A 22,736-nucleotide genomic window follows, 5' to 3' on the forward strand; every position below is an offset into this window, starting at 1 on the left:
GATCAATTCGAGATGGATATCGATATCATTGCAGAGGGGAATGCGATGCAGGATGAGCTGCTTAAGCTCCGCCGTTATTTCCATGAGAATCCGGAGAGATCATGGGAGGAGAAGAATACACAGAAGAAGATTATGGAATACCTGGATCAGCTCGGAATTCCGTACATCGAGTCCTGCGGGACCGGTGTGATTGCGACCATCCGGGGAAAGCATTCCTCGGACAAGGTTCTTGGAATTCGTGCGGATATTGATGCCCTCCCAATCACGGAGCTTTCGGATGTCGCCTGGAAGTCGCGGAGGGATGGCACGATGCACGCCTGCGGGCATGATACGCATATTACGATGCTGCTTGGCACGGCGAAGCTTCTGAAGAAGATGGAGGATGAGCTGACTATCACGGTGAGGCTTTTGTTCCAGCCGGCGGAGGAGTGCATCGAGAACAGCGGTGCGGCCCGGATGAAGGATGAGGCGGAGGTGCTGGAATGCGACCGCCTGATCGCGATGCATATTTGGAGCAAGATCCCGGCGGGCTATGCTTCTCTTCGCTATGGGCCTGTCATGTCTGCGGCGGATACCTTTGATATCTATGTGAAGGGGAAAGGCGGACATGGAGCTTTGCCGCAGCAGACGATCGATCCTGTCGTCGCGGGCTCGGAGCTTGTGATGTCGCTCCAGCGTCTTGTCTCGAGAGAGGTGAATCCGCTGGAACCGGCTGTCGTCAGTGTTACGGCATTTATCTCCGGAACGACTTCCAATGTCATCCCTGGAGAAGCGCATCTCATGGGAACAGCGAGAACCTTTAATAATGAGCTCCGCGATCAGTTCCCGGAGATGATTCGGCGTATCGCCGATGGTGTCGCTGCGTCCACAAGGACCGATATTCAGCTGGATTATCACTTCGGACCGCCTCCAACGATCAATGATGACGCCTGCGTGGATACGGGAAGGAGGGCGGCGGAGAAGGTATTCGGAAAGGATCATCTGGTGGACTGGGAGCTTCAGATGGGCGGAGAGGATTTTGCAAAGTACAAGGCCCCGAAGTGCCTCTTGCTCCTGGGGGGAGGCTGGAGCGAGGAGGAGCGCCGTTATCCGCAGCACAGCCCCTACTTTGATATCGATGAAGCTGCACTGAAGCTGGGGGTGCAGTATTTTGCCGAGTACGTCCGGGAATACGAAAAAGAGCTTTCATAAGGATATGAAGGTTCCTCGCCTGCATCGGAAATGATGCAGGCTTTTCGCTTTGATTTTGAAGGAGCTTTGATGAAGGAGAAAGCCGGAAGCAGGGGCGCTGCGGGATTTGCCCTGCTTCCCTTTTTTCCCTTTTCCAGCCGAGGCGAAGGCGGGCTGCGGCAGTCGGATCAACGAACGGCAAAAGGGGAGACGGAAGAACGCGGGATGGGAGGAAAAGGATGAGACGGAAGGACAGAGAGATCAGGGATATCCGGGAGATCGCAAAGATCATGAGGAGATGCGATGTCTGCCGGATCGCGCTGAACGATCACGGCTATCCCTATATCATTCCCCTGAATTTCGGGATGGAGCTCTCGGAAGACGGGAGAATCACGCTTTACTTTCACAGCGCCCTGGAGGGGTATAAGAGGGGACTCATGGAGGAGGACAGCCGGGCCTCCTTTGAGATGGACTGCGGGCATGAACTGCAGTACTTTGCGGAGAGAGGGTATTGTACCTATGCCTACGAGAGCGTCATCGGAAGAGGGCGGATTTCGATCCTTCCGGAGGAGGAAAAGGCCGCCGCGCTCAGACTCCTGATGGATCATTATCACCCGGGGAAAGAGGCGGGATTTAATCCGGCCGCGATTCCGCGCACTTTGGTCTATAAGCTCTGCGCGGAGGAGATCTGCGGAAAGCGGAAGGAGAGAAAGGTCCTGGATCACGAGAAGTCCCGGGAGCAGGGTTCTTAAGGCAAGGCGCTGGCCTTCACGGCTTCCATTGATATTTTTTCAGGGAGACGCGGCCGGACGCCTCCAGGGATACGCCTTCTTCTTCCAGAAGGAATGCCTGCTCCGCCCAGCCCGGAGCGAGGCGGCCCGATGCGTTTACGACCCGGTGACAGGGGTAGTGTCCGTAGTATTCTGCACAGGAGAGCACCCGCGCCACCAGGCGGGCATTTTGATCGGCTCCGACCAGGCGGGCGATCTGAGAGTAGGTCGCTACACGCCCCTCGGGAATCTCCTCGACCGCGGACAGGACCATATAGGCGAAAGCGTCATTCATCTTCATCCCGGTTTTACTTCAGCTTCTCATCCCAGACGGGGAGAGAGATCCCGGCTTCCTTTGAGCAATAGCCTCTTCCGCCGTCCCTTTCGTACTGCCGGGTCGCGAGAAGGACGTGCCGGAAGCCCAGATAGAGGAGCGGGATATTGCAGTAGGCGATGAGGATATTTGCGAAATCCGATAGATTCCACAGGGCGCCGAGATCCAGACCGGCAATGCTGGTCATGCCGCCGAACGCGATCACCAGGAGGCAGAGGACACGGATCAGCAGGATGAAGCTCCGCCGCTCCGAGATTCGGTTCGCGCAGATCTCCGTGAAGGAGAGAAAGCCGAGAAGCGTGGAGAAGGCAAAGAGGCCGAAGCAGACAGAAACCAGGAGGGAGACCACGCTGTGGAAGCCCTTTCCCGGGGCGAGCTCCGCCGCAGAGGCCACAAACTTCGGGAGCTTTCCGAGCTCGAACCAGGAGGAGGCCTGATCGGTCAGCCAGACTCTGCCCATGATGATGACAAAGCTCGTCAGGGTGCAGATCACGATGGTGTCCAGGAAGACACCGATCGCCTGCACGCAGCCCTGATCGCAGGGGTGGGCCGCATCGCTGGCTGCGGCCGGCATGGTGATCGTACCCTGACCGGCCTCATTACTCATGAGTCCGCGCCGCACGCCCTGCGAGAGCGCGGTCCCGAAGGCGCCGCCGAAGACGGCCTCCGGGCGGAAGGCCTCCGTGAATACGGAGTAGAAGAACCAGGGGATGCGGTCCAGATTAAAGAGCAGAAGTGAGATGACGGTGAGGACATAGATCACCGCCATCACGGGGACGATCACATCGGTGACGCGGGTGAGCTTCCGGATGCCGCCGAAGGAGATCAGGGAGACCAGGACCAGAAGGAGAGCGAAGCTGAGCCAGTAGAGCGCGGAGTTCGTCGCGATTTCCCGTCCGCTCAGAACCTCTGCGACCTGTCCCACGGCGGAGATGGTGTTGAAGCCCTGCGCCGGGAAGCAGAGAAAGGCATAGATGATGTAGAGGAGGGAGAGAAAGATTCCCGCCGCGACGGAGCCGCCCAGCAGTCTCCTTCCGTAGAAGGAGAGGCCGCCCACATACTCATCCCCCTTCCTCTCCTTAAAGATCTGGGCGAGGGTGGATTCCGTATAGGCGGTCGCCATGCCGAAGAAGGCGGAGATCCACATCCAGAGCAGTGCGCCCGGGCCTCCCACGGAGATCGCTCCTGTGACGCCGAGGATGTTGCCGGGGCCGACCCGCATGGCTGTGGACAGGAAAAAAGCCGCGAGCGGGGAGATGCCGGACTTCGCCTTCCCGCCGGATTTCAGGATTTCTATGCCGCGGCGGAATTTTCGGAGCTGGATGAAGCGAAGCCGAACGGAAAAGTAGATTCCGCTCCCGATGAGGAGGATGATCGCGAGAGAGAAATTCCCGAGGACCGGGATATTCGAGTAGGCGGTCAGATTGGTGGGGAAGTCCCAGAAAAGATCGGAAACCGTCTGAATCCTTTCGCATACCGAGTTGATTATGTTAAAGACCGCCTGCATTGAAGCTCCTCCCCTTCCCGCATTTTCTTCTGCGGCTTTCTTCTGTTTTTTCAGATCGGAGCGGGCGCGGCATCACGCGCGGAAAGTCCCTTCCGCATCCTTTCCGATATCTTCTTTTCTTTTGATTTTAGCAAGAGGATGAAAAAAAATCCACAAAAATCAATGGAGTATGCCTTTCTCGGTCTGTGTTTATAATCCCTATCTTAGATCAAAGATCAAAGCCGAATAAAGGAAACGGAAGAGCCTGAGCAAAAAAGAGGCCCTTCCCGATGAAGGATCTGCAATCGGAAAAGAATCCTTCCGGAAAGGGGGGGCTCAGTCGGCGGAGAAGCGGAGCGGAAGGCGGATTCGGACCCTCGTCCCCTTCCCCGGGGAGGAGCGGACAATGAGCCCGTAGGATTCCCCGCACAGAAGGCGGATTCTTTGCCCGACATTGGAAAGTCCGATTCCGCCCCGTCCCGGGCGCTTCTTCGGGGCGGCCGCAGAGCTCCCGGCTCCCTCCTCCCCGGGGTGAGCGTCTCCCGCATTTTCCTCTCCGCCTTTCTTCGAGAATCCGATTCCGTCGTCTTTTATCTCCAGGATCAGGGCATTCCCCTCGATTTGGAAGAGGATCGATATCTTCCCCCTCTTCCCGGAGCTTCGGATCCCATGATAGATCGCGTTCTCCGCGATCGGCTGCAAAATGAGCTTTGGCACGTAGAGAGAGAGGAGGCTTTCCTCTCCCTCTATGCAGTAGGAGAACATATCCTCGTAGCGCGTCTTCTGAATCTCCAGATAGCTCCTGCAGTGCTCCAGCTCCCGCCCGAGCGGGATGAAGGCCTGGTCGATATTCAGAGATACCCGGAGCATCCGACCGAGCTCTCCGCAGACTCTCGCCGCCTGCTGGTTTTCCCCGAGCTCTGAGAGCCAGAGAATCGTGTCCAGGGTATTATAGAGAAAGTGGGGGTTGATCTGGCTTTGCAGGGCCCTTAATTCAAAGAGCCTCCTCGCCTCTTCCTTTCTCCGGATATTTTCCGTGAGAGCCCTGATCCGGTGCAGGAGTCGGTTGTATTCCAAAGAGAGAGCGCGCACCTCACCGGGGGAGCCGGAGGGGATTTCGATCTCTTCCCAGGTCTTGTCCGCCCGGCTCATGGCGAGGCTGAGCTTCCGTATGGGAGAGGCGAGGGTGCGGGAGAGGAGCGAAGCGAGTGCGATGCTCAGGAGAACGAGGGCCGCGGCGAAGACGGAGACAGAGCGAAGGAGGCGGCTTCGGAGAAGCCTCGCATTGTCTGCGGAGCATATGCCGTACAGTGTCCAGGAGGAGCCGGGGATCGGGACCCGGTACAGACGCCCTCCGCCCTTAGCTGCGGCCCCGCCCGACCCCGCGAGGGAAAGCAGGGAAGTTTTTCGCTCTTCATCCTCGAAGATTTCAGGGTCCGGATGATAAATGAGGCTTCCGTCGTCGGAGAGGATGAAGGAATATCCGTCCTTTCCCAGATCCAGACTGGAGAGATAGTCCTCGATGAAGCGGTAGGAGACATCGATCAGGACGAGCCCGAGATGCTCTCCTCCCTCTCCCCGGATCTCCTGGCAGACGCTGATGATCCAGTCCTCCCGGTCCATGGTGAATACCCCGTGTCCGGTGGAGGCGAGGGTCGGCATCTGCGCGGAGGAAAGCGCGTCCTGATACCACTTCTCCTGCATCATATCACCGGAAAGAGGCATGGCCATCGAGCTGCCGCTTGTGATCAGGAAGCCCTCCTTTGAGATGACCGCGACGGCGCGGATTCTGGGGTCGCTGTTTTCGGCCAGGGCGGTGAGCGCCGAGATGGATTCCAGGGATTTTTTGTCGGACTTTGCGAGAGCGCTCCGGATATCGGGGTGCATGGCGATCAGGGAGCTGAAGGACTTCAGCTTCTCCAGATAGGAAGAGACATACTCCGAGCTTTGCTCGAGGGAGGCCCGAGTCCGCCTCATGTCCTCCCTGGCAAAGAGCGAGCCGCTCAGCCGATACATCACGAAGGCGAAAAGCGAGATAGAAAGAAGGGAGAGGAGGAGAAAGGCCAGGGCGATCCTGGTATCGAGTCTTTCGAAAAAAGTCTTATCAGATTTCATGCTCCCTCACTCCCCGGCGGTATTGTTTTGGGGTGATGCGATAGCTTTTTTTGAATTTGGTGATGAAATAGTTGACATCATCATAGCCCAGGGCCTCCGCGATTTCCTGGTTTTTCATCTCCGTGCTGAGTAGAAGGAGCTTTGCTCTCTCCATCCGCTTTCTCCCGACATAGTCCTGAAACGGAACCCCATAGAGCTGCCGGATGATTTCACTCAGATAGCTTTTGTTGAAGCCAAGCTCCTGCGCGGCTTTCGTAAGGGAGAGATCCGGATCAAAGAGATGATCCCTGAGATAGGAGCTGAGCCCGGAGAAGGGGGAGAGATCCTGATCCCCTGATTCTGAGAAGGCAATGTCCTCCTGCCTTGCTCCGAGCTCCTCCAGCTTTTTTTCGCTGTGTCTCCTCGCGGCCTTTTCCATGACCCGCTTAAGAACCATCTCGATCTCGGCCCGGCTCACGGGCTTTAAGAGATAATCATCCACGCCCGTGCGGATGGCAGACTGCGTATATTCAAAATAATCGTAGCCCGTTACCATGATGAGACGGCAGTCCGGCCATCCTTCCTTCAGGAGCGCGGCGAGGCTCAGACCGTCCATATCCGGCATATTGATATCCAGCATCACGATGTCTGCCGGGCTTTCCTTCATGAGCCGCAGGGCCTCCGCCCCTCCTCCCGCCTCCAAAAGCTCCGAAATCCCGATTTCGGGGAGGGATGCGAGGGAGCGGATCCCCCGGCGGATAATCGGTTCATCATCTACAATCATAAGCCTGTACATGGCTTCCCTCCCCGCGGATGCGCTACGGCTGCTTTACGACGGACTTCAGATAGGCGTAACCCTCCTCCTCCATCTTCTCATAGGGAATGAAGCGGATCGAGGCGGAGTTGATGCAGTAGCGGAGACCGCCGAGCTCCTTTGGGCCGTCCCGGAATACATGGCCGAGGTGGATGTCTGCGCTCCGGCTTCTCACCTCCGTCCGAAGCATATGGAAGCTCCGGTCCTCCCGATAGCGGACAAGCTCCTTTGCGATGGGCTTGGAGAAGCTGGGCCAGCCGCAGCCGGAGGAGAATTTATCTCTGGAGGAGAAGAGGGGCTCTCCCGATGCGACATCCACATAGATTCCGGGCTCAAACTGATCCCAGTATTCGTTGGAGAAGGCGTGTTCCGTGTCGTTCTCCACGGCCACCTTGTACTGGACCTCCGTGAGCTTTTTCCGGAGCTCCTCCTTCCCCGGCTTCGGATAGTCCTTTTCGTCGATGAAGGGCTCCTCGGCCTTCTTCAGGTCGATATGGCAGTAGCCCCCGGGATTTTTCTCCAGATAATCCTGGTGATATTCCTCCGCCTCAGAGAAGTTTTCGAGGGGGAGAAGCTCCACCACGATTTTCTTCTCGTAGTTTTCCTGCTCTTTGTCCAGGACCTCCCGGGCGATGTCCCGGTCGGAATCCTCGGTATAATAGATTCCGCTTCTATACTGGCTTCCCACATCATTTCCCTGCTTATAGAGACTTGTGGGATCCACCACCCGGAGATAATAGTGGAGAAGCTTTTCCAGACTGATTTTATCCGGATCATAGCTGACCTTCACCGTCTCGGCATGACCGCTCTCCTTTAAATCCCGGTAGCTCGGATTTTCCGTCTTTCCATTTGCGTAGCCGCTCACGGCGTCAATGACGCCATCGATCCTTTGCATATAGGCTTCAAGCCCCCAGAAGCATCCTCCCGCAAGATAGATGCTTTTCTGCCGGCCCTCTGCAGCTTTCCGTTCGTCTTTTCCCATGCTCTCCCTCTCTTCCTCTTTGTTGTTCTCCGTCTCTTCTGCTCCGCTGCTTTCTCCTCCATATTTTACCATATTCTCCGCCTGCCTGTCTCTCCCCCTCTCTCTCTCATCCGCCGCCTTTTTTCCGGAGAGAAGAGAGGAAATCAGAAGCAGAGTCAGGAGCAAAATAGGAGAGAAGCGCAGTAATTTTCCGTACCATTTCATCTTATAAGCACTCCTTTTTTCGAAATATCAGCTCAGCTTTTTCATTTCCGTGAGAATGTCTTCCTTTGATTTATGGCCGGGCACGATGGGCTTCATACTTCCGTCAGATCCGATGAAGGCAGAGCTCGGATAGGCCCGCACTCCGTATCTTCGGACGAGCTCTCCCTTTTCGTCCAGGAGTACCTTCATGTTCTGATAGCCGAGCTTCTCGAACCACTTCCGAAACTGCTCCTTATCCTTTTCCCCGTTCAGACCGGGGCTGACCACGCTGATCACCTCGAAATCCTTATCCGGATTTCCGGAGAGCTCGTCCAGCTCATCCAGTCCCGCGAGACAGATCGAGCACCAGGAGGCCCAGAACTTGAGGTAGACCTTTTTTCCCTTCCACTCGCTTAAGCTGTGCTTGGTCCCGGAGAGATCTTCGAGGAAGGCTTCCTCCTCGCCCTCCATTCCCTGCTTTTCCTTTCCGGAGAGCTTCTTCGCGTCGACTTTTTCTCCGTGCTCTTCCACCATCCCCTTTTCCCTATCTTGCTGCATTCCGCTGTCCTCCTGCATTCCGTTTTCTTCCTTCTTTTCCCCCTCCTTCTTCATTTCCTCGGGCATTTCGGCCTTTTTCTCCTGCGCGGCCATTTCCTCCCTTCCGGAGGCCATCGGCTTTCCCTCCGCGCTTCCCGCTTCCCCTTTCGAAAGCCCCGGATCTTCTCCCAAGGCGGAGCCCGCTCCATCCATTTTTTCTTGCCTCAGAGCTGAGGGGGAAGCGCAGGACGAAAAGAGAAGCGCCGTAAGCCCCAGTGCCAAAATGCTGCTCTTGATTCTTTTTCTCATATTTTTCTCCTTCCATAGAAGCCTAGTGCAAAAATGCGCTGATGCTATTCAGCTGGTTCCCCATCAGGAGAAGGCCCATGAGAATGAGCAGGACTCCGCCCGCCTTTTTCAGTTTCAGAAGCTGTTTCTTAAGGAAGGGAAAGCTTCGCATGACGAAGTCGGAGGCAAGCATCATGATGAGGAAGGGGAGCGCGAGTCCCAGCGCGTAGAGAAGCATCAGAAGCGCCCCGTAATATGCGGTCCCTCTGGCGGCGGCCAGTGTGAGCACCGCCCCGAGGATGGGGCCGACGCAGGGAGTCCAGCCGAGGCTGAAGGCGATCCCGGTGAGGAAGGAGCCGAGGACTCCGCCTCTTTCTGTGCGGAGGGATATGCCGCTCAGCCGGTCCAGGGCCTTCAGCCGGATGAGCTCCGTCTGATGGATTCCCAGGAGGATGACCAGAAGACCGGCGAAAAAGGGGAGCCAGCGATTGGAGAGGAAGGATCCCAGGAATCCGGCTCCGAAACCTAAGAGGACAAAGCTCATGGAGATTCCGAAGACGAAGGCCAGGGTTTTCAGAATTCCGCCGGTGTCAAGGCTATAGCTTCCAAACTGTATTCTCCGGTACCTTTGCTCCCGATCGGAGAGTATGCCGAGGTAGACCGGAATCAAAGGGAAGGTGCAGGGGGCGAAAAAGGACAGAAAGCCCGCCGCAAAGACCGTTCCCGATAAAAAGAGATGATTTCCCATAAGGACTCCTTTCAATTTTTCTTTGAATGGAATAAGGATAGCGCATCCCGGGGAAGGGCAGAATAGAAAATGGTCGGAAAAAACTTGGATTTCATCGGCTGCTTAGCGGGTATCCGTGCTATGATATAAAAATGCCGCCCCCTTATCAGCGGGGAGAGAGAAGCAAGGGAAGAAGCACGGAAAGAATTACGGAAAAAACACTGAAAAAGAACTGAAAAACACTGAAGAAATACCGGAAAAGCACGGAGGAGGAAGAGCGATGGAAGAGAGAAAATGCTGTGGGGAAGGGGGACGGGAGATGATGGACTGCATCAGCGCGGAGGAGGCAAAGCTTGCGGATCAGATCGCGATTCAGGAGTTGGGGATTCCGACTCTTAAGCTTATGGAGAGGGCCGGAAAGGCCGTCGCAGAGCTCGCCGCTTCGCTTCTTCCGGACAGGAGCTCTTCGCTTTTAGTGCTCTCCGGCGTGGGAAATAATGGAGGGGATGCTCTCTGCGCCGCTTCCCTCCTTAAGGAGGATGCTTACTCGCCGACAGTCCTCATCGTCGGGGACCTGAAAAGGGGGAGCTGGGAATTCCTCTATCAGCTGAGCCGCTTCTACCGGCTCGGCGGGAAGCCTATGTATTATGGGAGCACTGTGGATCTCCCAAAGGCGGAGCTCATCCTGGACGGGATCTTCGGGATCGGTCTGCGGAGGGAGCTGCGGGGGGACTTCCGGGAATTGATCGGGCGGGTGGAAGAGCTTAAAGAGAGAAGGGTGCTCGCGATCGATATCCCCTCCGGCATCTGTGGGGACAACGGGGAGAAGATGGGTGCCGCGGTCCCGGCGGATATCACGATAAGCTTCGGGAAATGGAAGACAGGCCTTCTTTATGGGGAAGGAAAGCGTTACAGCGGAGAAGTTAGGCTGGCGGAGATCGGAATCCCGGAGGAGGCCTATCGGGAGGCGCGGAGAAGACTTCGGGAAGCGGGAAGGGGATAGACGATAGGATAGACAGAGACAGACAGAGACAGATAAGGGCATCTGCTTCCGGGGCCAAAAGAGAGCCTTCCCGTCTTCGGAGCTTCTGTACAAAAGAGCCATTCCGGATTCCGATTCAGCATGGCAATTTGCGGAATAAAGAATTGAAGATCCCCTGCCAATGTGCTAAAATACGTACATTAACAGGGGAATCCTTAGGGGATTCTTTTTCAAGCAGAATGGAGGAGCTGAGCATGGACAAAGGCAAGCTGAATCGGATTTTAGAGAGAATGAAGGAGCAGAGCATGCCGCAGATGATCATTACGGATCCTGTGGCTATTTTCTACCTTACGGGGAAGTGGATCTTCCCGGGGGAGAGAATGCTCGCTCTATATATCAATATCGACGGAAGGAGCAATCTCTTCGTCAATAAGATGCTTCCGCAGGAAAAGGACCTCGGAGTGGAGATCAGCTATTTCGACGATATCGACGACAGCGTAGAGCTTCTCTCCCGTGTGGTAGACAAGGACAAGCCGATCGGCATCGATAAGGCCTGGCCGGCGAGATTCCTTCTGAGGCTTCAGGAGCTCGGCGCGGGCAGCCGCTTCCTGAACGGCTCTGTAATCGTGGACAAGATCCGTCAGATCAAGGACAAGAAGGAGCAGGAGCTCATGATCGAGTCCTCAAGGATCAACGATCAGGTCATGGCGGAGCTGATCCCCTGGGCCGGGAAGGGACTCACGGAGAAGGAGCTGAATGAAAAGACCAGAGAGATCTACAGAAAGCACGGGATAGAGCGGGTTTCCTTCGACCCGATCACGGCCTATGCGAAGGGCGCCGCGGATCCGCACCATGTCACGGATGATTCAAAGGGAAAGAGGGGAGACTGCGTCATTCTCGACATCGGCGGCTTCTATAAGGACTATGCCTCTGACATGACGAGGACGGTCTTCATCGGAGAGGTGAGCGAGAGACAGAAGGAGATCTATAATATCGTCAAGGAGGCGAATCTCCGCGGCATCGCCGCGGCGAAGCCGGGCGCAAAGATGAAGGATGTGGATCTCGCCGCGAGAAATTATATCGAAGAGAAGGGCTATGGGAAGTACTTTACCCACAGAACCGGGCACTCGATCGGGCTCGAGGATCACGAGGTCGGCGATGTCTCCTCCGTCAATGAGGAGGTCATTGAGGTCGGACAGTGCTTCTCCGTAGAGCCGGGCATCTATATCGCGGAGGAGGGAATCGGTGTGAGGATCGAGGATCTCGTTCTGATCACAGAGGACGGATGCAAGGTGCTGAACGAGTATACGAAGGATATTATCGTCGTTCCGGAGAGCTGATAAAGAGCTGATAGATAGAAGAAAGAAGGAGAGAACGGCTCTTCCGCCCGGGCTTTGCCCCGGGCGGAAGAGCATATCAGGAGAGGCTTTTTCCGGGGAGCGGTTATAATATGAATCAGGAGGCAGAGCGCGATGGCAAAGATTAGAGAGGGCTATATGCCCTATCTGGGGCATCAGACATATTACAGAATCGTAGGAGAGAGGAAGGGAGATAAGAAGCCGCTTTTGCTTTTGCACGGCGGACCCGGCTCTACACATAATTACTTCGAGGTTTTGGATAAGATCGCGGATCTCGACGGACGGCAGCTTGTCATGTACGATCAGATCGGCTGCGGAAATTCGTATCTGGATGGCTGCCCGGAGCTTTGGACGAAGGAGACCTGGCTGAATGAGCTGGTCGAACTCCGCAGACAGCTAGAGCTGGACGAGGTGCATCTCCTCGGTCAGTCCTGGGGCGGCATGATGAGCATTATCTATGAATGCGATTATAAGCCGGAGGGAGTGAGGAGCTATGTCCTTTCCAGCACCCTTCCCTACAATAAAATCTGGGAGACGGAGCAGAAGCGGAGAGTGGCCTTCCTCCCGGAGGATATGCAGGAGGCGATCGCGGAGGCGGAGAGGACGGAGAACTACAGCGGAGAGGCCTATGAGAGGGCGATCGGAGAATTTATGAGAAGGTACTGCTCCGGACCCTTCGATGAGAATGCCCCGGAATGTCTGACCCGTGAGAAGAAAGCCGGATCGGAAGCCTATATCTATGGCTGGGGGCCCAATGAGTTCACGCCGACAGGCTCCCTCCGGGATTATGACTACATGGAAAAGCTGAAGGGCTTCCGGAGACCCTGCCTGATCATCGACGGGGAGGAGGATCTGTGCTCCCCCTACATCGCAAAGCTGATGTTTGATGCGATTCCGAACGCGAGATGGGAGCTCTTCCCCTACTCCCGGCATATGTGCTTTGTCGAGGAACCGGAGAAGTACAACAGAATCCTGATCGACTGGCTGAACGAGAACGACTGATTGTAAACGGAATGGCCGGGGAGGAACGGAAGGGAGGGGAGGGCTTGAAACGGAGGATGGGAATCTTTTTTCTTATCGCTTTATCGCTTTTTGCCTTTTTCTATGGCTGGCTCATCTTTCTCGCCGCCTCGGGGAGCCGCTTTTACCTTTTCTGGTTCTTCCTCTCCGTCTCCTTTCTCTTTTTGGAGGAGTTGATCCGCCATGGTATCTGGCGTCGCTTTCCGCTTCTTCGCGGAACCTGCCTTCTGGGGATTTTTACGGGGCTCCTCTTTCTCCTCGTAAGCTGGTGCCTGATCGGGACAGAATTTTTCTCCCGGGGGGAGGAGAAGCTGGACTATCTCGTGGTTCTCGGCGCGCAGGTCCGCCCGTCCGGCCCCGCCGCGGTGCTTCGCCTTCGTCTGGACCGGGCCTTCGCCTATCTTTCGGAAAATCCGGAGACGCTCTGCATCGTCTCCGGCGGGAAAGGACAGAATGAGCCCTGCTCCGAGGCGGAGGCGATGCGGGATTACCTCCTGCGAAGGGGGATTTCTGCGGAGCGGATCCTTCTGGAGGACCAGTCGAAGAACACGAGGGAGAATATCGCAAACAGCGCGCGTCTCCTGAATCCGGAGAGAGACAGAGTGGGGATTCTGAGCAGCGACTTCCATGTATACAGGGGGAAGGCGATCGCGAAAAAGGCGGGATACCGGGAGGTCTTTGCGGTATCGGCCCGCTCAAACAGGCTTTATCTTCTCAATAACATGCTCCGGGAGAGTCTTGCGCTCGTAAAGGACAAGATAGCGGGAAATCTCTGAGAGAGAAGGGGTCCGCATGAGGCAGGATTCAGACGGACCGTAGGGGACAGGGAATGCGGCTTTCCTTCGCTTCTTCACCGGGACAGGCAGGCTGCGGCCATGGAACGAACGGGGAAAGCGCCCGACCCCGGAAGCCCAGAGCCGTGGGAGCGGAGAGCACGGATCAAAAGGGGTGGATTTTCCTAAAGGGAGGCGGAAAGATGCCGATAATTATTTTACTGATCCTGATGGGGCTTTTGCTGAGACTCACCGTATTCTTCCTTCGGAGCCTGGGAAAGCTTTTCGGAGTCATACTGGGGATTCTCTCCTTCACCCTCTTCGCGGTGCTCGCGGTCTTTTGCTTTAGTCTGAGCCTTCTGGCGCTCCCCATCATCATCCTTTTCGGACTGATCGGAGTGATCCTTGCGGCCGCCAGATTCTGAGGGAGCGGAGAGGAGGCTTTGCCTCCTCTTTCTCGTTCTCTCCCTTTTTTTCTCTGCCTCGCTCCTCCTTTCCTGCGGGAGGGGAGACGCCGAAAGGAGAGGAGAGACGCTGCCGGAGGAGCGGAAGCTCATTGTCTATACCTCCCACAAGGAGGAGGTCTACCGTCCCCTGATCCTGGAATTCGAGGCGAAGACCGGGATCTTTGTCGAGCTTCACGCAGGGGGGAGCACGGAGATGCTGAAGAAGCTGGAGGAGGATTCCGGCTATTCGGAGTGTGACATCATGTTTGGCGGAGGGGTGGAGCTTCTCGAGGCGGATAAAGAATTCCTGGAGCCCTATCGCTCTTCCTATGCGGATCAGATCGCCGGGAGATTTCTGTCATCGGACGACAGTTGGACCGCCTTTACAGAGCTTCCACTGGTATTTATCTATAATAATAAGCTTCTCTCGGAGGGGGAAGCGCCGAAGAGCTGGAGGGAGCTTTTGACAGAGCGCTGGAGGGGAAGGATCGCCTTTGCGGATCCGGAGCGCTCCGGGACCAGCTATACGATCCTTCAGACAATCCTCTCTCTCTGCCCCGGCCGGGAGGATGAGGCACTGGAGGATTTCGCCCGCGCTCTCTCCGGGGAGTCCGCCGGAGGATCGGGGGAGGTCCTCAGCGAAGTCGAGAGCGGGGAGAAGCTCATGGGGATCACCCTGGAGGAGAGCGCCTGGAAGGAGATCGCAAGGGGAGAGGACCTTTCGCTTGTCTATCCGGAGGAGGGGAGCAGTGCGGTTCCGGACGGAGTCGCCGTCGCAAAAAATGCGCCTCATCCGGAAAATGCGAGGCGCTTTGTGGATTTCTGTGTGAGCGACGAGGTGCAGCGCTATGCCGTAGATGAGCTCTACCGGCGTCCGGTCCGGACGGATATCCCGGGGCCCGGCGGGGAGGACTTTCCCGTCCTGCCGCTTTCGATCGAGAAGATGGGCAGGGAGAAGAATGCGCTTTTGGAGCGCTGGGCGGAGCTCCCCAAAGGAGGGGGAGAATGAGGCGCTGGATCGGACAATCCTTTCGGAGGGAGCTTTTCTTTTGGAGTCTTCTGATCTCCCTCCTTCCGATCCTCCTCTCCGATATTTTGATCTATCAGCTCTTTCAGCGCCGGGTGGAGCGGGACTACCGGATCAGAAATCAGCAGGAGGCGAAGCAGATCGCCGGTAAGTTGGAAGCGGGGTTTCGTGAGATCTCCGAGATGATCGCACGGCTTTCCGAGAGCGACGGTCTTCGGAGCGGGATCCTCAGCGGCAGTCCCGGTGCCGAGTCCTACCATGTCCTCTATGAGGAGAGCCGAAAGGTCAGGGACTTTGCCCTTGTTGAGGTCTATTCCGGGGAGAAACTTCTCTGCTCGACAGAGAGCGGCACGAGGGAGGGAAGGCTTCCCTCTTACTTCGGCTTCATGAGGGAGGCTCTGGAGAAGCCGGGAAGCCCTGTCTTCTGTCTCTCCTATACCGGAGTCCCCAGAAAAATAACGGAGCTTTTGATCGGGGAGAAGATGGAGGACATCCCGGGCACAGTGCTCGTTCGTCTGAACGATGAGTCCTTCTCGAAGCTCCTCCTTGGCTCCTATGGGAGAGAGAACAGTATCCTGATCGTAAATCCCGCCTGGGAGCCGGTCTATATGGACGGAGAGAAGGCGGCGGAGCTTCCCCTTCTCCGGGAGAACCTCCTCGCGGGGCGGGAGCTCATGAGGGATGTGACGGGGAGACTCTACCGGGAGGAGATCGGAGAGAGCGGATTAAAGCTCTTTTATCTGACGAGGCCTCCGCTCTCCGGAGAGATCCGGCGGGCGATGGGTCGGATCCTCCTCTGGATCGCCTTCTTCTCCTCCCTCCTCTCGGTCCTGGCATCCCGTTTCTTCAGCGGCTATATGGCATCGCCTCTGGCCCGCCTCTCCGCTGCGATGCGGAGGCTCCGCCACGGAGATCTCTCGGTCCAGATCCGTCTGGAGAGGGAGGATGAATTCCGGGAGCTCTCGGAGGGCTTTAACCGGACGGTGCGGAAATTGTCGGATTATCTTTCGGAGCGCCTGGCCCAGCAGAAAAAGCTCAATGAGACGGAGATTGCGATGATGCAGGCGCAGCTCAATCCGCATTTCCTCTACAATACCCTGGACAGCATCAAGTGGCTTGCGAAGCGGGAGGGCGCGGAGGAAATCGCGCTTCTCTCCGGGAATCTCTCGAGGATTCTCCGAAAAAGCATCTCCGCGCCGCGCTTTTACCGCCTCTCCGAGGAGCTGGAGCTCCTCGAGGAGTACTGTGAGATCCAGGAGCTCCGCTTTGAGGGGAGCTTTTCCTTTGAGGTCGAGGTGCCGGAGGAGCTCATGCGGGCCAGGATCCCGAAGCTTTTGCTCCAGCCGATCGTCGAGAACGCCGTCATTCACGGCCTGGACGGTGCAAAGGATGGCATGATACTGCTCCGGGCTCTGCGCGAAGGAGAGGAGCTTTCGATCTCCGTACAGGACGACGGCAAGGGGATGGATCCCAGGATTCTCCAGCTGATTGAGCGACGCGAGCTGCAGCGCTTTACAGGGCATCTCGGACTTTTGAATGTGGATCGGATGCTGCGGCTCCACTACGGGGAGCGCTATGGAATCTTTGCGAAGGAGCTCCCGGAGGGGGGGAGTCTCGTGACGCTTCTCCTTCCTTATCAGGAGGAGAGGGAGGAGAGCGCTGCCTCCATGCCGGAGGCGCGCGGGAATCCGGAGGGAGAGGAGAGGGGGGAGAGAGATGGTTCGGGTCTTGGTAGTGGATGATGAGAAGATTGTCCGGGAGGGCATCGCAGAGCATACGGACTGGGAAGGCCTTGGCTGTGAGCTTCTGGGCACAGCATCCGACGGGGAGGAGGCCTCGCGTCTTGCGAAGCTCCTCCGCCCGGGGCTCATCATCAGCGATATCAGAATGCCGAAGCTCTCGGGCCTTGAGATGCTGGAGGAGCTTCGGAGGGAGAATTCCGGGATCAAGGTGATCTTTCTCACAGCGCACAGCGATTTTCATTATGCGCAGAGGGCCCTGAAGCTCGGGGCCTCCGACTATATCTTGAAGCCCTTTTCGGATGGGGAGCTGGAAAATGCGGTCCGGAGAGTGCTGGGGAGAGGAAGCCTCCTCCAGGAGGGAGAGGAGGAGAGAAGGCTTTCGCTTCCGGCCCTTCCGGAGAATGCGAACCGCTATGTAAAGGAGGCGGTCCTTCGGATCCGGGAGCGATACCGGGAGCGGGAGATCGGGATTTCCCTGATCGCGGGCGAGCTCGGCGTCTCCGAGGGGCATCTGAGCCGCCTCTTCAAGAAGGATATGGGGATAAGTCTGAGCTCCTATCTTACGATGTATCGGATCCGCGTCTCACTTCGCCTCCTGCGGGATCTCCACTACCGGGTCTATGAGGTCGCGGAGCTCGTAGGCTATCATGATCTTGGCTATTTTTCCCAGACCTTTCGGAAACTCACGGGGCTCCTTCCCTCGGAATATCAGGCGAGACCCCGGGACTAGTCAGAATTCTCGGAAAAATAGCAGACTAGCCCTGTTTTAAGAAAAAAACAGACAAAGTATAATGGAAACATTAGAAGAACGCCCACGAAAATGACGGGGAAAGAACAGGACCGGATGTGGACTTACGAGAATAGGGAGGTAATTATGAAAAAGAGAGGCATTTCTTTACTGCTCGCGGGAACCTTGCTGCTGACGGCGCTTTCCGCCTGCGGCGGCTCTCAGACAGGGGGAGAGCAGAAGGGGACGGAGGCGAAGACGGACGGGAGCGCAGCGGCGCAGTCTGAGGACGCTTCCCAGTCCGGAGAGAAGGCGGCGGATGCCAAGGGAGGAGATTCGAGTGCTGTCGATGCCGTCATCAAGGAAGCGCAGACCATGAGCATGGAGGAGCTCGCAAAGAAGGCCATAGAGGAGTCAAACGGCAAGACCTTCTACGGCGTGGGCAATTCCAGCCGCGGAAAGTCGGCGCTCCCGCTCTTCATCGATTATCTGAAGAGCGTGGATCCGAGCTATAACATGGAATTCGAGTGGCAGCAGCCAAAGAACAATAAGATCTTTGAGCAGCTCACCGCGGATTCTCTGAAGCCCAGCGGGACCTTCGCCATGACGCTCATCCAGGATGGGAACCAGATCCAGACGAAGATGGTCGACACCGGAATTCTCAGGACCTATATCCCGAAGGAGTGGGCGGAGGCCAATAAGACCAGCGCCGAGGACTACAAAGGCTTTCTCCCCCTTCAGGTCCTGAACAAGGTCTTCATGTTCAATGACACAGGGGACGCGAAGTTCACAAACTGCTGGGATTTCGTCGCGGAGGGACAGCATCCGCTTTTCATGGATGTGGATTCCGAGCTCGTCGGGAAGAACTTCCTCTATATGCTGACGGAGGACAAGTACGCGGGACTTCTGAAGGATGCCTATGAGAAGCTGGACGATCAGAAGAAGGCCTACTTTGATCCGATCCTGAAGGGAGTCGAGGGAGATGCGAAGGATCTGAACCTCGGGGAGAACGGAAAATACGCTCTCGCGTGGATCAAGTGCTGGGTGGAGAATTACAACGAGCAGACCGATGACGGTCCGATCTGCAACACCCTGGTGGATACCTCCGCGGCGGGGCAGTCCGGACTCCTGGTCTACTCCAAGCTCCGCTCCGTCGAGGAATCCTCCTCTGTCTCCGTCAACAATATCACGGTCGCGGCCTATCAGGATGACTACACGGGGATCGGAGGCTTTGGCTATGACCACTACCTCTTCCTCACAAAGAACAGTCCTCTTCCCTGGACGGCCTGTGCCTTCATCGCCTATATGACCTGCACCGAGGAGGGCTTCTCCGCCTGGGGGAAGGATATGGGAGGCTATTCCATGAATCCCGTGGTCGCAGAGGCGACGGAAAAGACCTATAACCACGCAAAGGGCGGCTATAACGAGGCCGGAGAGAATGTCTACGACGCGAAAAATGACCGGGGCTATGAGTGGTGGACCACAAAGGGCGAGCTCGTGCTGGAGGATCCGAAGTACTGCGCGGATGCCGCTTTTACCGTCGGCTCCTGGATCGAGCTTCTGAATAAGAACGCGGATAAGCAAAGCGCGAAATAGGACAGACAGCGCGGGATCAGTCCGTGAGAGGCAGTTTTCGGGGGCGCGCCGGAGGGCGTGCCCCCTTTTCCAGGGGAGCGCCGGAGAAAGGGCTGCGGGAGCCTGCCCTTTGCTCCGGGAAAATGGACACGGCACCGGGGAGAGGGATGGGAAGAAAGCCCGCGGAGAGGACAGGGAGACGCTATGACAGAGAACATCAGACTCGGAGGGGGAGGCGGCGTCGCTTTTCGAAATCAGATCAGAGGATTTTTTTCGAAGCCGCAGAACCTGATTCTTCTTATTTTCGGAATTCTTTTGAGTATCACTACGATCGCGCCGGTTGCCGCCATCATCCGGGATACCCTTGTGATCCATCCCGGCACGATTGATCAGCACCTGACCGGGAAGGCGAGCGGCTTCAGCCTCGTCAATTATGTGGATCTTTTCACGAGCAGACTTGCGGCGGCAAATCTCTGGAGACCGCTTATCAATACGCTGCTCCTCGCCATGCTCTCCTGCGCGGTCTCGATCTTCTACGGGGGCTTCTTCGCCTTTTTGGTGACGAGAACCGACATGAGCTTTCGGAAATATCTGAGCGCGATCTTCATCTTTCCCTACATCATGCCGCAGTGGACGCTGGCCGTCGTCTGGCAGAACATGTTCAATTCGAACCGGATTCTCGGGACCTCGGACGGTCTCCTCGCGACGCTCTTTCATATCTATATGCCGAAATGGTTCTGCCTCGGGCTCTTTCCGAGCGCTGTGGTGCTTGGCCTCCACTACGCTCCCTTCGCCTATATCCTGATCGGGGGGATCTTCAAGAATATGGACGCAAACCTTGAGGAGGCGGCGACGATTCTCGACACACCGAAGTGGAAGATCCTGTTTCGGATCACGCTTCCGATGATTAAGCCCGCGATCCTGAGCACAATCCTTCTGGTCTTCGGCTCCTCCATGGGCTCCTATCCGGTTCCCCATTATCTGGGACTTACGACGCTCTCCACGAAGTATATTTCCCTGAACTCAAAATATACGGGGGAGGCCAGCATTCTGGCGATCATCATGATGCTCTTCGGCATCCTGATCCTCGCTGTGAACCAGCTCTCTCTGAGGAGCCGTGCGAACTATACGACTGTCACCGGAAAGTCAGGCCAGCTCTCGAAGATACACCTCGGAAAGGGCGGAAGATACGGCATTGGCTTTGTTTTCCTCATTCTGACCTTCCTGACCTCCATCTGGCCGATCCTTCTCTTTGCGCTGGAGACCTTCCTGCCAAATCCCGGGGATTACAGCTTCCTCTATACGGGAGACAGCGCGAATCTCACTGCGAAGTGGTGGATCACGCATGAAAATATCACGGAAAGCGGAATGTACGGACAGCTCGGCATCCTCTACAATCCGACGATCTGGAAGGCCTTCTTCGGGACGCTCTACCTGGCCTTCGCCTGTGCGCTGATCGCCGGGAGCATCGGAACCCTGATCGGCTATGCGGTGGCGAAGAACCGGAGGTCCCGCTGGGCAAACTATGTGAACAATATGGCTTTCCTCCCCTACCTGATGCCTTCTCTCGCGGTGGGCGCGGCCTTCTTCATTCTCTTTTCCAATAAGCACCTGAATCTCTTCAATACCTATACGCTTCTGATCATCGCCGGTGTGATCAAGTACATCCCCTTTGCCTCCCGGAGCTCCTTAAATTCAATGCTGCAGCTGAGCAATGAGATCGAGGAGGCGGCGATCATCCAGAATATTCCCTGGTGGAAGAGGATGCTTCAGATCATCATCCCGATTCAGAAGAGCTCGATCATCAGCGGCTTCAGTCTGCCGTTTATGACCTGTCTCCGGGAGCTCTCTCTCTTCCTCCTGCTCTGTACCCAGGGCTTTATCCTGTCCACGACCCTCGACTACTTCGACGAGATGGGGCTGTACGCGTTTTCCAGCGCGATCAACCTGATCCTTATCGTCACGATCCTGTTCTTCAATACTCTTGTCAACAAACTGACCGGCGCAAGCCTGGACAACGGAATCGGAGGTTGATATGCCAAAAATCATTTTAAGTCACATCACAAAGCGCTGGAACAACTATTTTGGCGTAGACGACCTGAGCCTCGAGATCCCGGACAATTCCTTCATCACTCTGCTCGGGCCCTCCGGCTGCGGAAAGACCACCATTCTCCGCATGATCGCGGGACTGGAAACGCCGACGGAGGGGAGGATTCAGATCGGGGAGAGAGTCGTCTTCGACAGCGAGGCGGGAATCAACGTGCCGGCCAATAAAAGGAGAGTGGGCTTCCTCTTCCAAAACTATGCGCTCTGGCCGAACATGACGGTCTATCAGAACATCTCCTTCGGACTGAAAAATGTGAAGGAGGAGCTTCCGAAGCGGGATATCGAGGCGAAGGTCCTCTCCGACCTCTCCCGTGCCCTGAGAAGGGGGAAGAAGATCCGGGATCTTGTGGAGGACTGCCGGGACAAAAGCGGAAGACTGAACCTGGAGAAGGTCTATGTGAAGCTGATCGACAGCTTCGGGCTCTCCATGCAGACGGCAAAGGAGCTCTATGCGCTTCGGATCCATGAAGCCGCGGATGCCGACGCCGCCGCGGAGGGGAAGAGGGCGGAGTATGAGGCGAAGCTCTCGGAGATCCGAAAGGGCTATGAGGACAGGGGGCAGAAGCTCGGGCAGAGCTTTGAGATCCTAAAGGACGGAAAGCCGATCCTCGAGAAGCGGAAGCTCTGCACAGAGGAGATTGACGCCAGGGTGCGGGAGGTCGCCCGCATCGTAAACATCGGCATGTTCATGGACCGCTATCCCGCGGAGCTCTCCGGGGGGCAGCAGCAGAGAGTCGCGATCGCCCGGACACTTGCGCCGGAGCCGGAGGTCCTCTTCATGGATGAGCCGCTCTCCAATCTCGACGCGAAGCTGCGCCTTGAGATGCGCTATGAGCTCCAGAGGCTCCATGTCGAGACCGGGAGCACCTTCGTCTATGTGACGCACGATCAGATGGAGGCCATGACGCTCGCGACGAGGATCTGCCTCATCAACAACGGGGTACTGCAGCAGTACGCGCCTCCGCTCACGGTTTACCGGCTGCCGGAGAATCTCTTTGCGGCGGACTTCGTCGGAAATCCTTCCATCAACTTCATCGAGGCGAAGGGGAGTCAGAACATGGAGGGCGCTGTGGAGCTCTCGATCCTGGACGGGAAAAGAGCCCTCTTCCATCCGGAGGAGCCGCTTGTTCTCGAAGACTGGTTTAAGAAGAGGGATGAGGAGGCCGAGGAATCCCTTCGGAGAGAGAACGAGAGGCTTAAGGAAAAGCGGGCGGTGGAGAAGCTCAATAAGGATGAGGTCTTCCGCTGCCACATCCAGAGGGTGGAAGAGGAGGACCAATCGATCCGTGAGGACCCGGTCCTCAGCAATGAGGATCTCATCCTCGCCGTCCGCCCGGAGGCGATCGGGATCGAGGAGAGCGGAGAGCTCCCGGCCGTGATCTACGGCGCGATGCCGACGGGCATGGAGTCGACCCTGAAGCTTCGCCTGGGCGGCTACCTTCTGACCTCCGTGATCTTTGGAAAGACGGAATACCGGATCGGAGAGGAGAAGTCCATCCATATCCACGGGAAGGATATCCTGCTCTTTGACCGGAAATCGGGGAGGAGAATCGCATCGGGAAGCCTGGATATCCTGCCTTGAGCTTCCTTGAACC

The 22,736-nt window shown here is 56.6% G+C and carries 20 protein-coding genes; 13 read left to right on the forward strand and 7 right to left on the reverse strand.

The features are described 5' to 3' along the window. The first annotated feature begins 12 nt into the window (after positions 1–12). On the forward strand, positions 13–1,191 hold the full coding sequence (locus GCWU000341_RS07565; protein WP_009215285.1) for a M20 metallopeptidase family protein: 1,179 nt from the start codon (positions 13–15) through the stop codon (positions 1,189–1,191). A gap of 218 nt (positions 1,192–1,409) precedes the next feature. Further along, positions 1,410–1,922 carry a pyridoxamine 5'-phosphate oxidase family protein gene (locus GCWU000341_RS07575; protein ID WP_009215287.1) on the forward strand — a complete coding sequence of 171 codons (513 nt, stop codon included), beginning with the start codon at positions 1,410–1,412 and terminating at the stop codon, positions 1,920–1,922. 16 nt (positions 1,923–1,938) lie between these two features. Here GCWU000341_RS07575 and GCWU000341_RS07580 read toward each other — a convergent pair whose 3' ends face one another. The 7 genes from GCWU000341_RS07580 to GCWU000341_RS07610 all read right to left on the reverse strand — a co-directional run bounded on the left by GCWU000341_RS07580 (position 1,939) and on the right by GCWU000341_RS07610 (position 9,406). Next, on the reverse strand, positions 1,939–2,235 hold the full coding sequence (locus GCWU000341_RS07580; protein WP_330360390.1) for an MGMT family protein: 297 nt from the start codon (positions 2,233–2,235) through the stop codon (positions 1,939–1,941). 13 nt (positions 2,236–2,248) lie between these two features. After that, a complete protein-coding gene (locus tag GCWU000341_RS07585) occupies positions 2,249–3,781 on the reverse strand; it encodes an alanine/glycine:cation symporter family protein (RefSeq protein WP_009215289.1) in 1,533 nt (510 codons plus the stop codon). Between the two features lie 315 nt (positions 3,782–4,096). Continuing rightward, complete coding sequence (locus GCWU000341_RS07590) at positions 4,097–5,875, reverse strand: cache domain-containing sensor histidine kinase (RefSeq protein WP_009215291.1); 1,779 nt, start codon at positions 5,873–5,875, stop codon at positions 4,097–4,099. Beyond that, positions 5,865–6,650, reverse strand: coding sequence for a response regulator transcription factor (locus GCWU000341_RS07595; protein WP_009215292.1), 786 nt, complete (start codon positions 6,648–6,650; stop codon positions 5,865–5,867). The genes GCWU000341_RS07590 and GCWU000341_RS07595 overlap by 11 nt, the downstream gene beginning before the upstream one ends. Positions 6,651–6,672: 22 nt before the next feature. Beyond that, on the reverse strand, positions 6,673–7,854 hold the full coding sequence (msrB, locus tag GCWU000341_RS07600; protein ID WP_009215293.1) for a peptide-methionine (R)-S-oxide reductase MsrB: 1,182 nt from the start codon (positions 7,852–7,854) through the stop codon (positions 6,673–6,675). A 27-nt stretch (positions 7,855–7,881) separates the two neighbouring features. Beyond that, a complete protein-coding gene (locus tag GCWU000341_RS13530) occupies positions 7,882–8,679 on the reverse strand; it encodes a redoxin family protein (RefSeq protein ID WP_009215294.1) in 798 nt (265 codons plus the stop codon). 22 nt (positions 8,680–8,701) lie between these two features. Further along, positions 8,702–9,406 carry a cytochrome c biogenesis CcdA family protein gene (locus GCWU000341_RS07610; protein ID WP_009215295.1) on the reverse strand — a complete coding sequence of 235 codons (705 nt, stop codon included), beginning with the start codon at positions 9,404–9,406 and terminating at the stop codon, positions 8,702–8,704. Positions 9,407–9,665: 259 nt separating this feature from the next. Here GCWU000341_RS07610 and GCWU000341_RS07615 point away from each other — a divergent pair, with 259 nt between their 5' ends. From GCWU000341_RS07615 to GCWU000341_RS07665, 11 genes are all read left to right on the forward strand, one after another. Then, on the forward strand, positions 9,666–10,388 hold the full coding sequence (locus GCWU000341_RS07615; protein ID WP_009215296.1) for an NAD(P)H-hydrate epimerase: 723 nt from the start codon (positions 9,666–9,668) through the stop codon (positions 10,386–10,388). 233 nt (positions 10,389–10,621) lie between these two features. Continuing rightward, entirely contained in the window at positions 10,622–11,707 is a 1,086-nt protein-coding gene (locus GCWU000341_RS07620; RefSeq protein WP_040654001.1) for a M24 family metallopeptidase, read from the forward strand. Between the two features lie 132 nt (positions 11,708–11,839). After that, positions 11,840–12,727 carry a proline iminopeptidase gene (pepI, locus tag GCWU000341_RS07625; protein WP_009215298.1) on the forward strand — a complete coding sequence of 296 codons (888 nt, stop codon included), beginning with the start codon at positions 11,840–11,842 and terminating at the stop codon, positions 12,725–12,727. A gap of 56 nt (positions 12,728–12,783) precedes the next feature. Further along, positions 12,784–13,521: a YdcF family protein gene (locus GCWU000341_RS07630; protein ID WP_040654002.1), complete on the forward strand. Its 738-nt coding sequence runs from the start codon at positions 12,784–12,786 to the stop codon at positions 13,519–13,521. A gap of 200 nt (positions 13,522–13,721) precedes the next feature. Next, complete coding sequence (locus GCWU000341_RS13535; RefSeq protein ID WP_155812729.1) at positions 13,722–13,943, forward strand: hypothetical protein; 222 nt, start codon at positions 13,722–13,724, stop codon at positions 13,941–13,943. Beyond that, positions 13,924–14,973 (forward strand): extracellular solute-binding protein, encoded by a 1,050-nt coding sequence (locus GCWU000341_RS07640; RefSeq protein WP_009215301.1) that lies wholly within the window; start codon positions 13,924–13,926, stop codon positions 14,971–14,973. The genes GCWU000341_RS13535 and GCWU000341_RS07640 overlap by 20 nt, the downstream gene beginning before the upstream one ends. Continuing rightward, positions 14,970–16,733 (forward strand): sensor histidine kinase, encoded by a 1,764-nt coding sequence (locus GCWU000341_RS12685; RefSeq protein WP_009215302.1) that lies wholly within the window; start codon positions 14,970–14,972, stop codon positions 16,731–16,733. Before GCWU000341_RS07640 ends, GCWU000341_RS12685 begins: the two co-directional genes overlap by 4 nt. Next, a complete protein-coding gene (locus tag GCWU000341_RS07650) occupies positions 16,708–17,463 on the forward strand; it encodes a response regulator transcription factor (RefSeq protein WP_009215303.1) in 756 nt (251 codons plus the stop codon). Before GCWU000341_RS12685 ends, GCWU000341_RS07650 begins: the two co-directional genes overlap by 26 nt. A 144-nt stretch (positions 17,464–17,607) precedes the next feature. After that, complete coding sequence (locus tag GCWU000341_RS07655; protein WP_040653889.1) at positions 17,608–19,056, forward strand: hypothetical protein; 1,449 nt, start codon at positions 17,608–17,610, stop codon at positions 19,054–19,056. 183 nt (positions 19,057–19,239) lie between these two features. Continuing rightward, a complete protein-coding gene (locus tag GCWU000341_RS07660; RefSeq protein WP_009215305.1) occupies positions 19,240–21,069 on the forward strand; it encodes an ABC transporter permease in 1,830 nt (609 codons plus the stop codon). A 1-nt stretch (position 21,070) separates the two neighbouring features. Beyond that, positions 21,071–22,723, forward strand: coding sequence for an ABC transporter ATP-binding protein (locus GCWU000341_RS07665; protein WP_009215306.1), 1,653 nt, complete (start codon positions 21,071–21,073; stop codon positions 22,721–22,723). Positions 22,724–22,736: the final 13 nt, after the last annotated feature.

The organism is Oribacterium sp. oral taxon 078 str. F0262 (genome assembly GCF_000160135.1).
GTDB lineage: Bacteria > Bacillota > Clostridia > Lachnospirales > Lachnospiraceae > Oribacterium.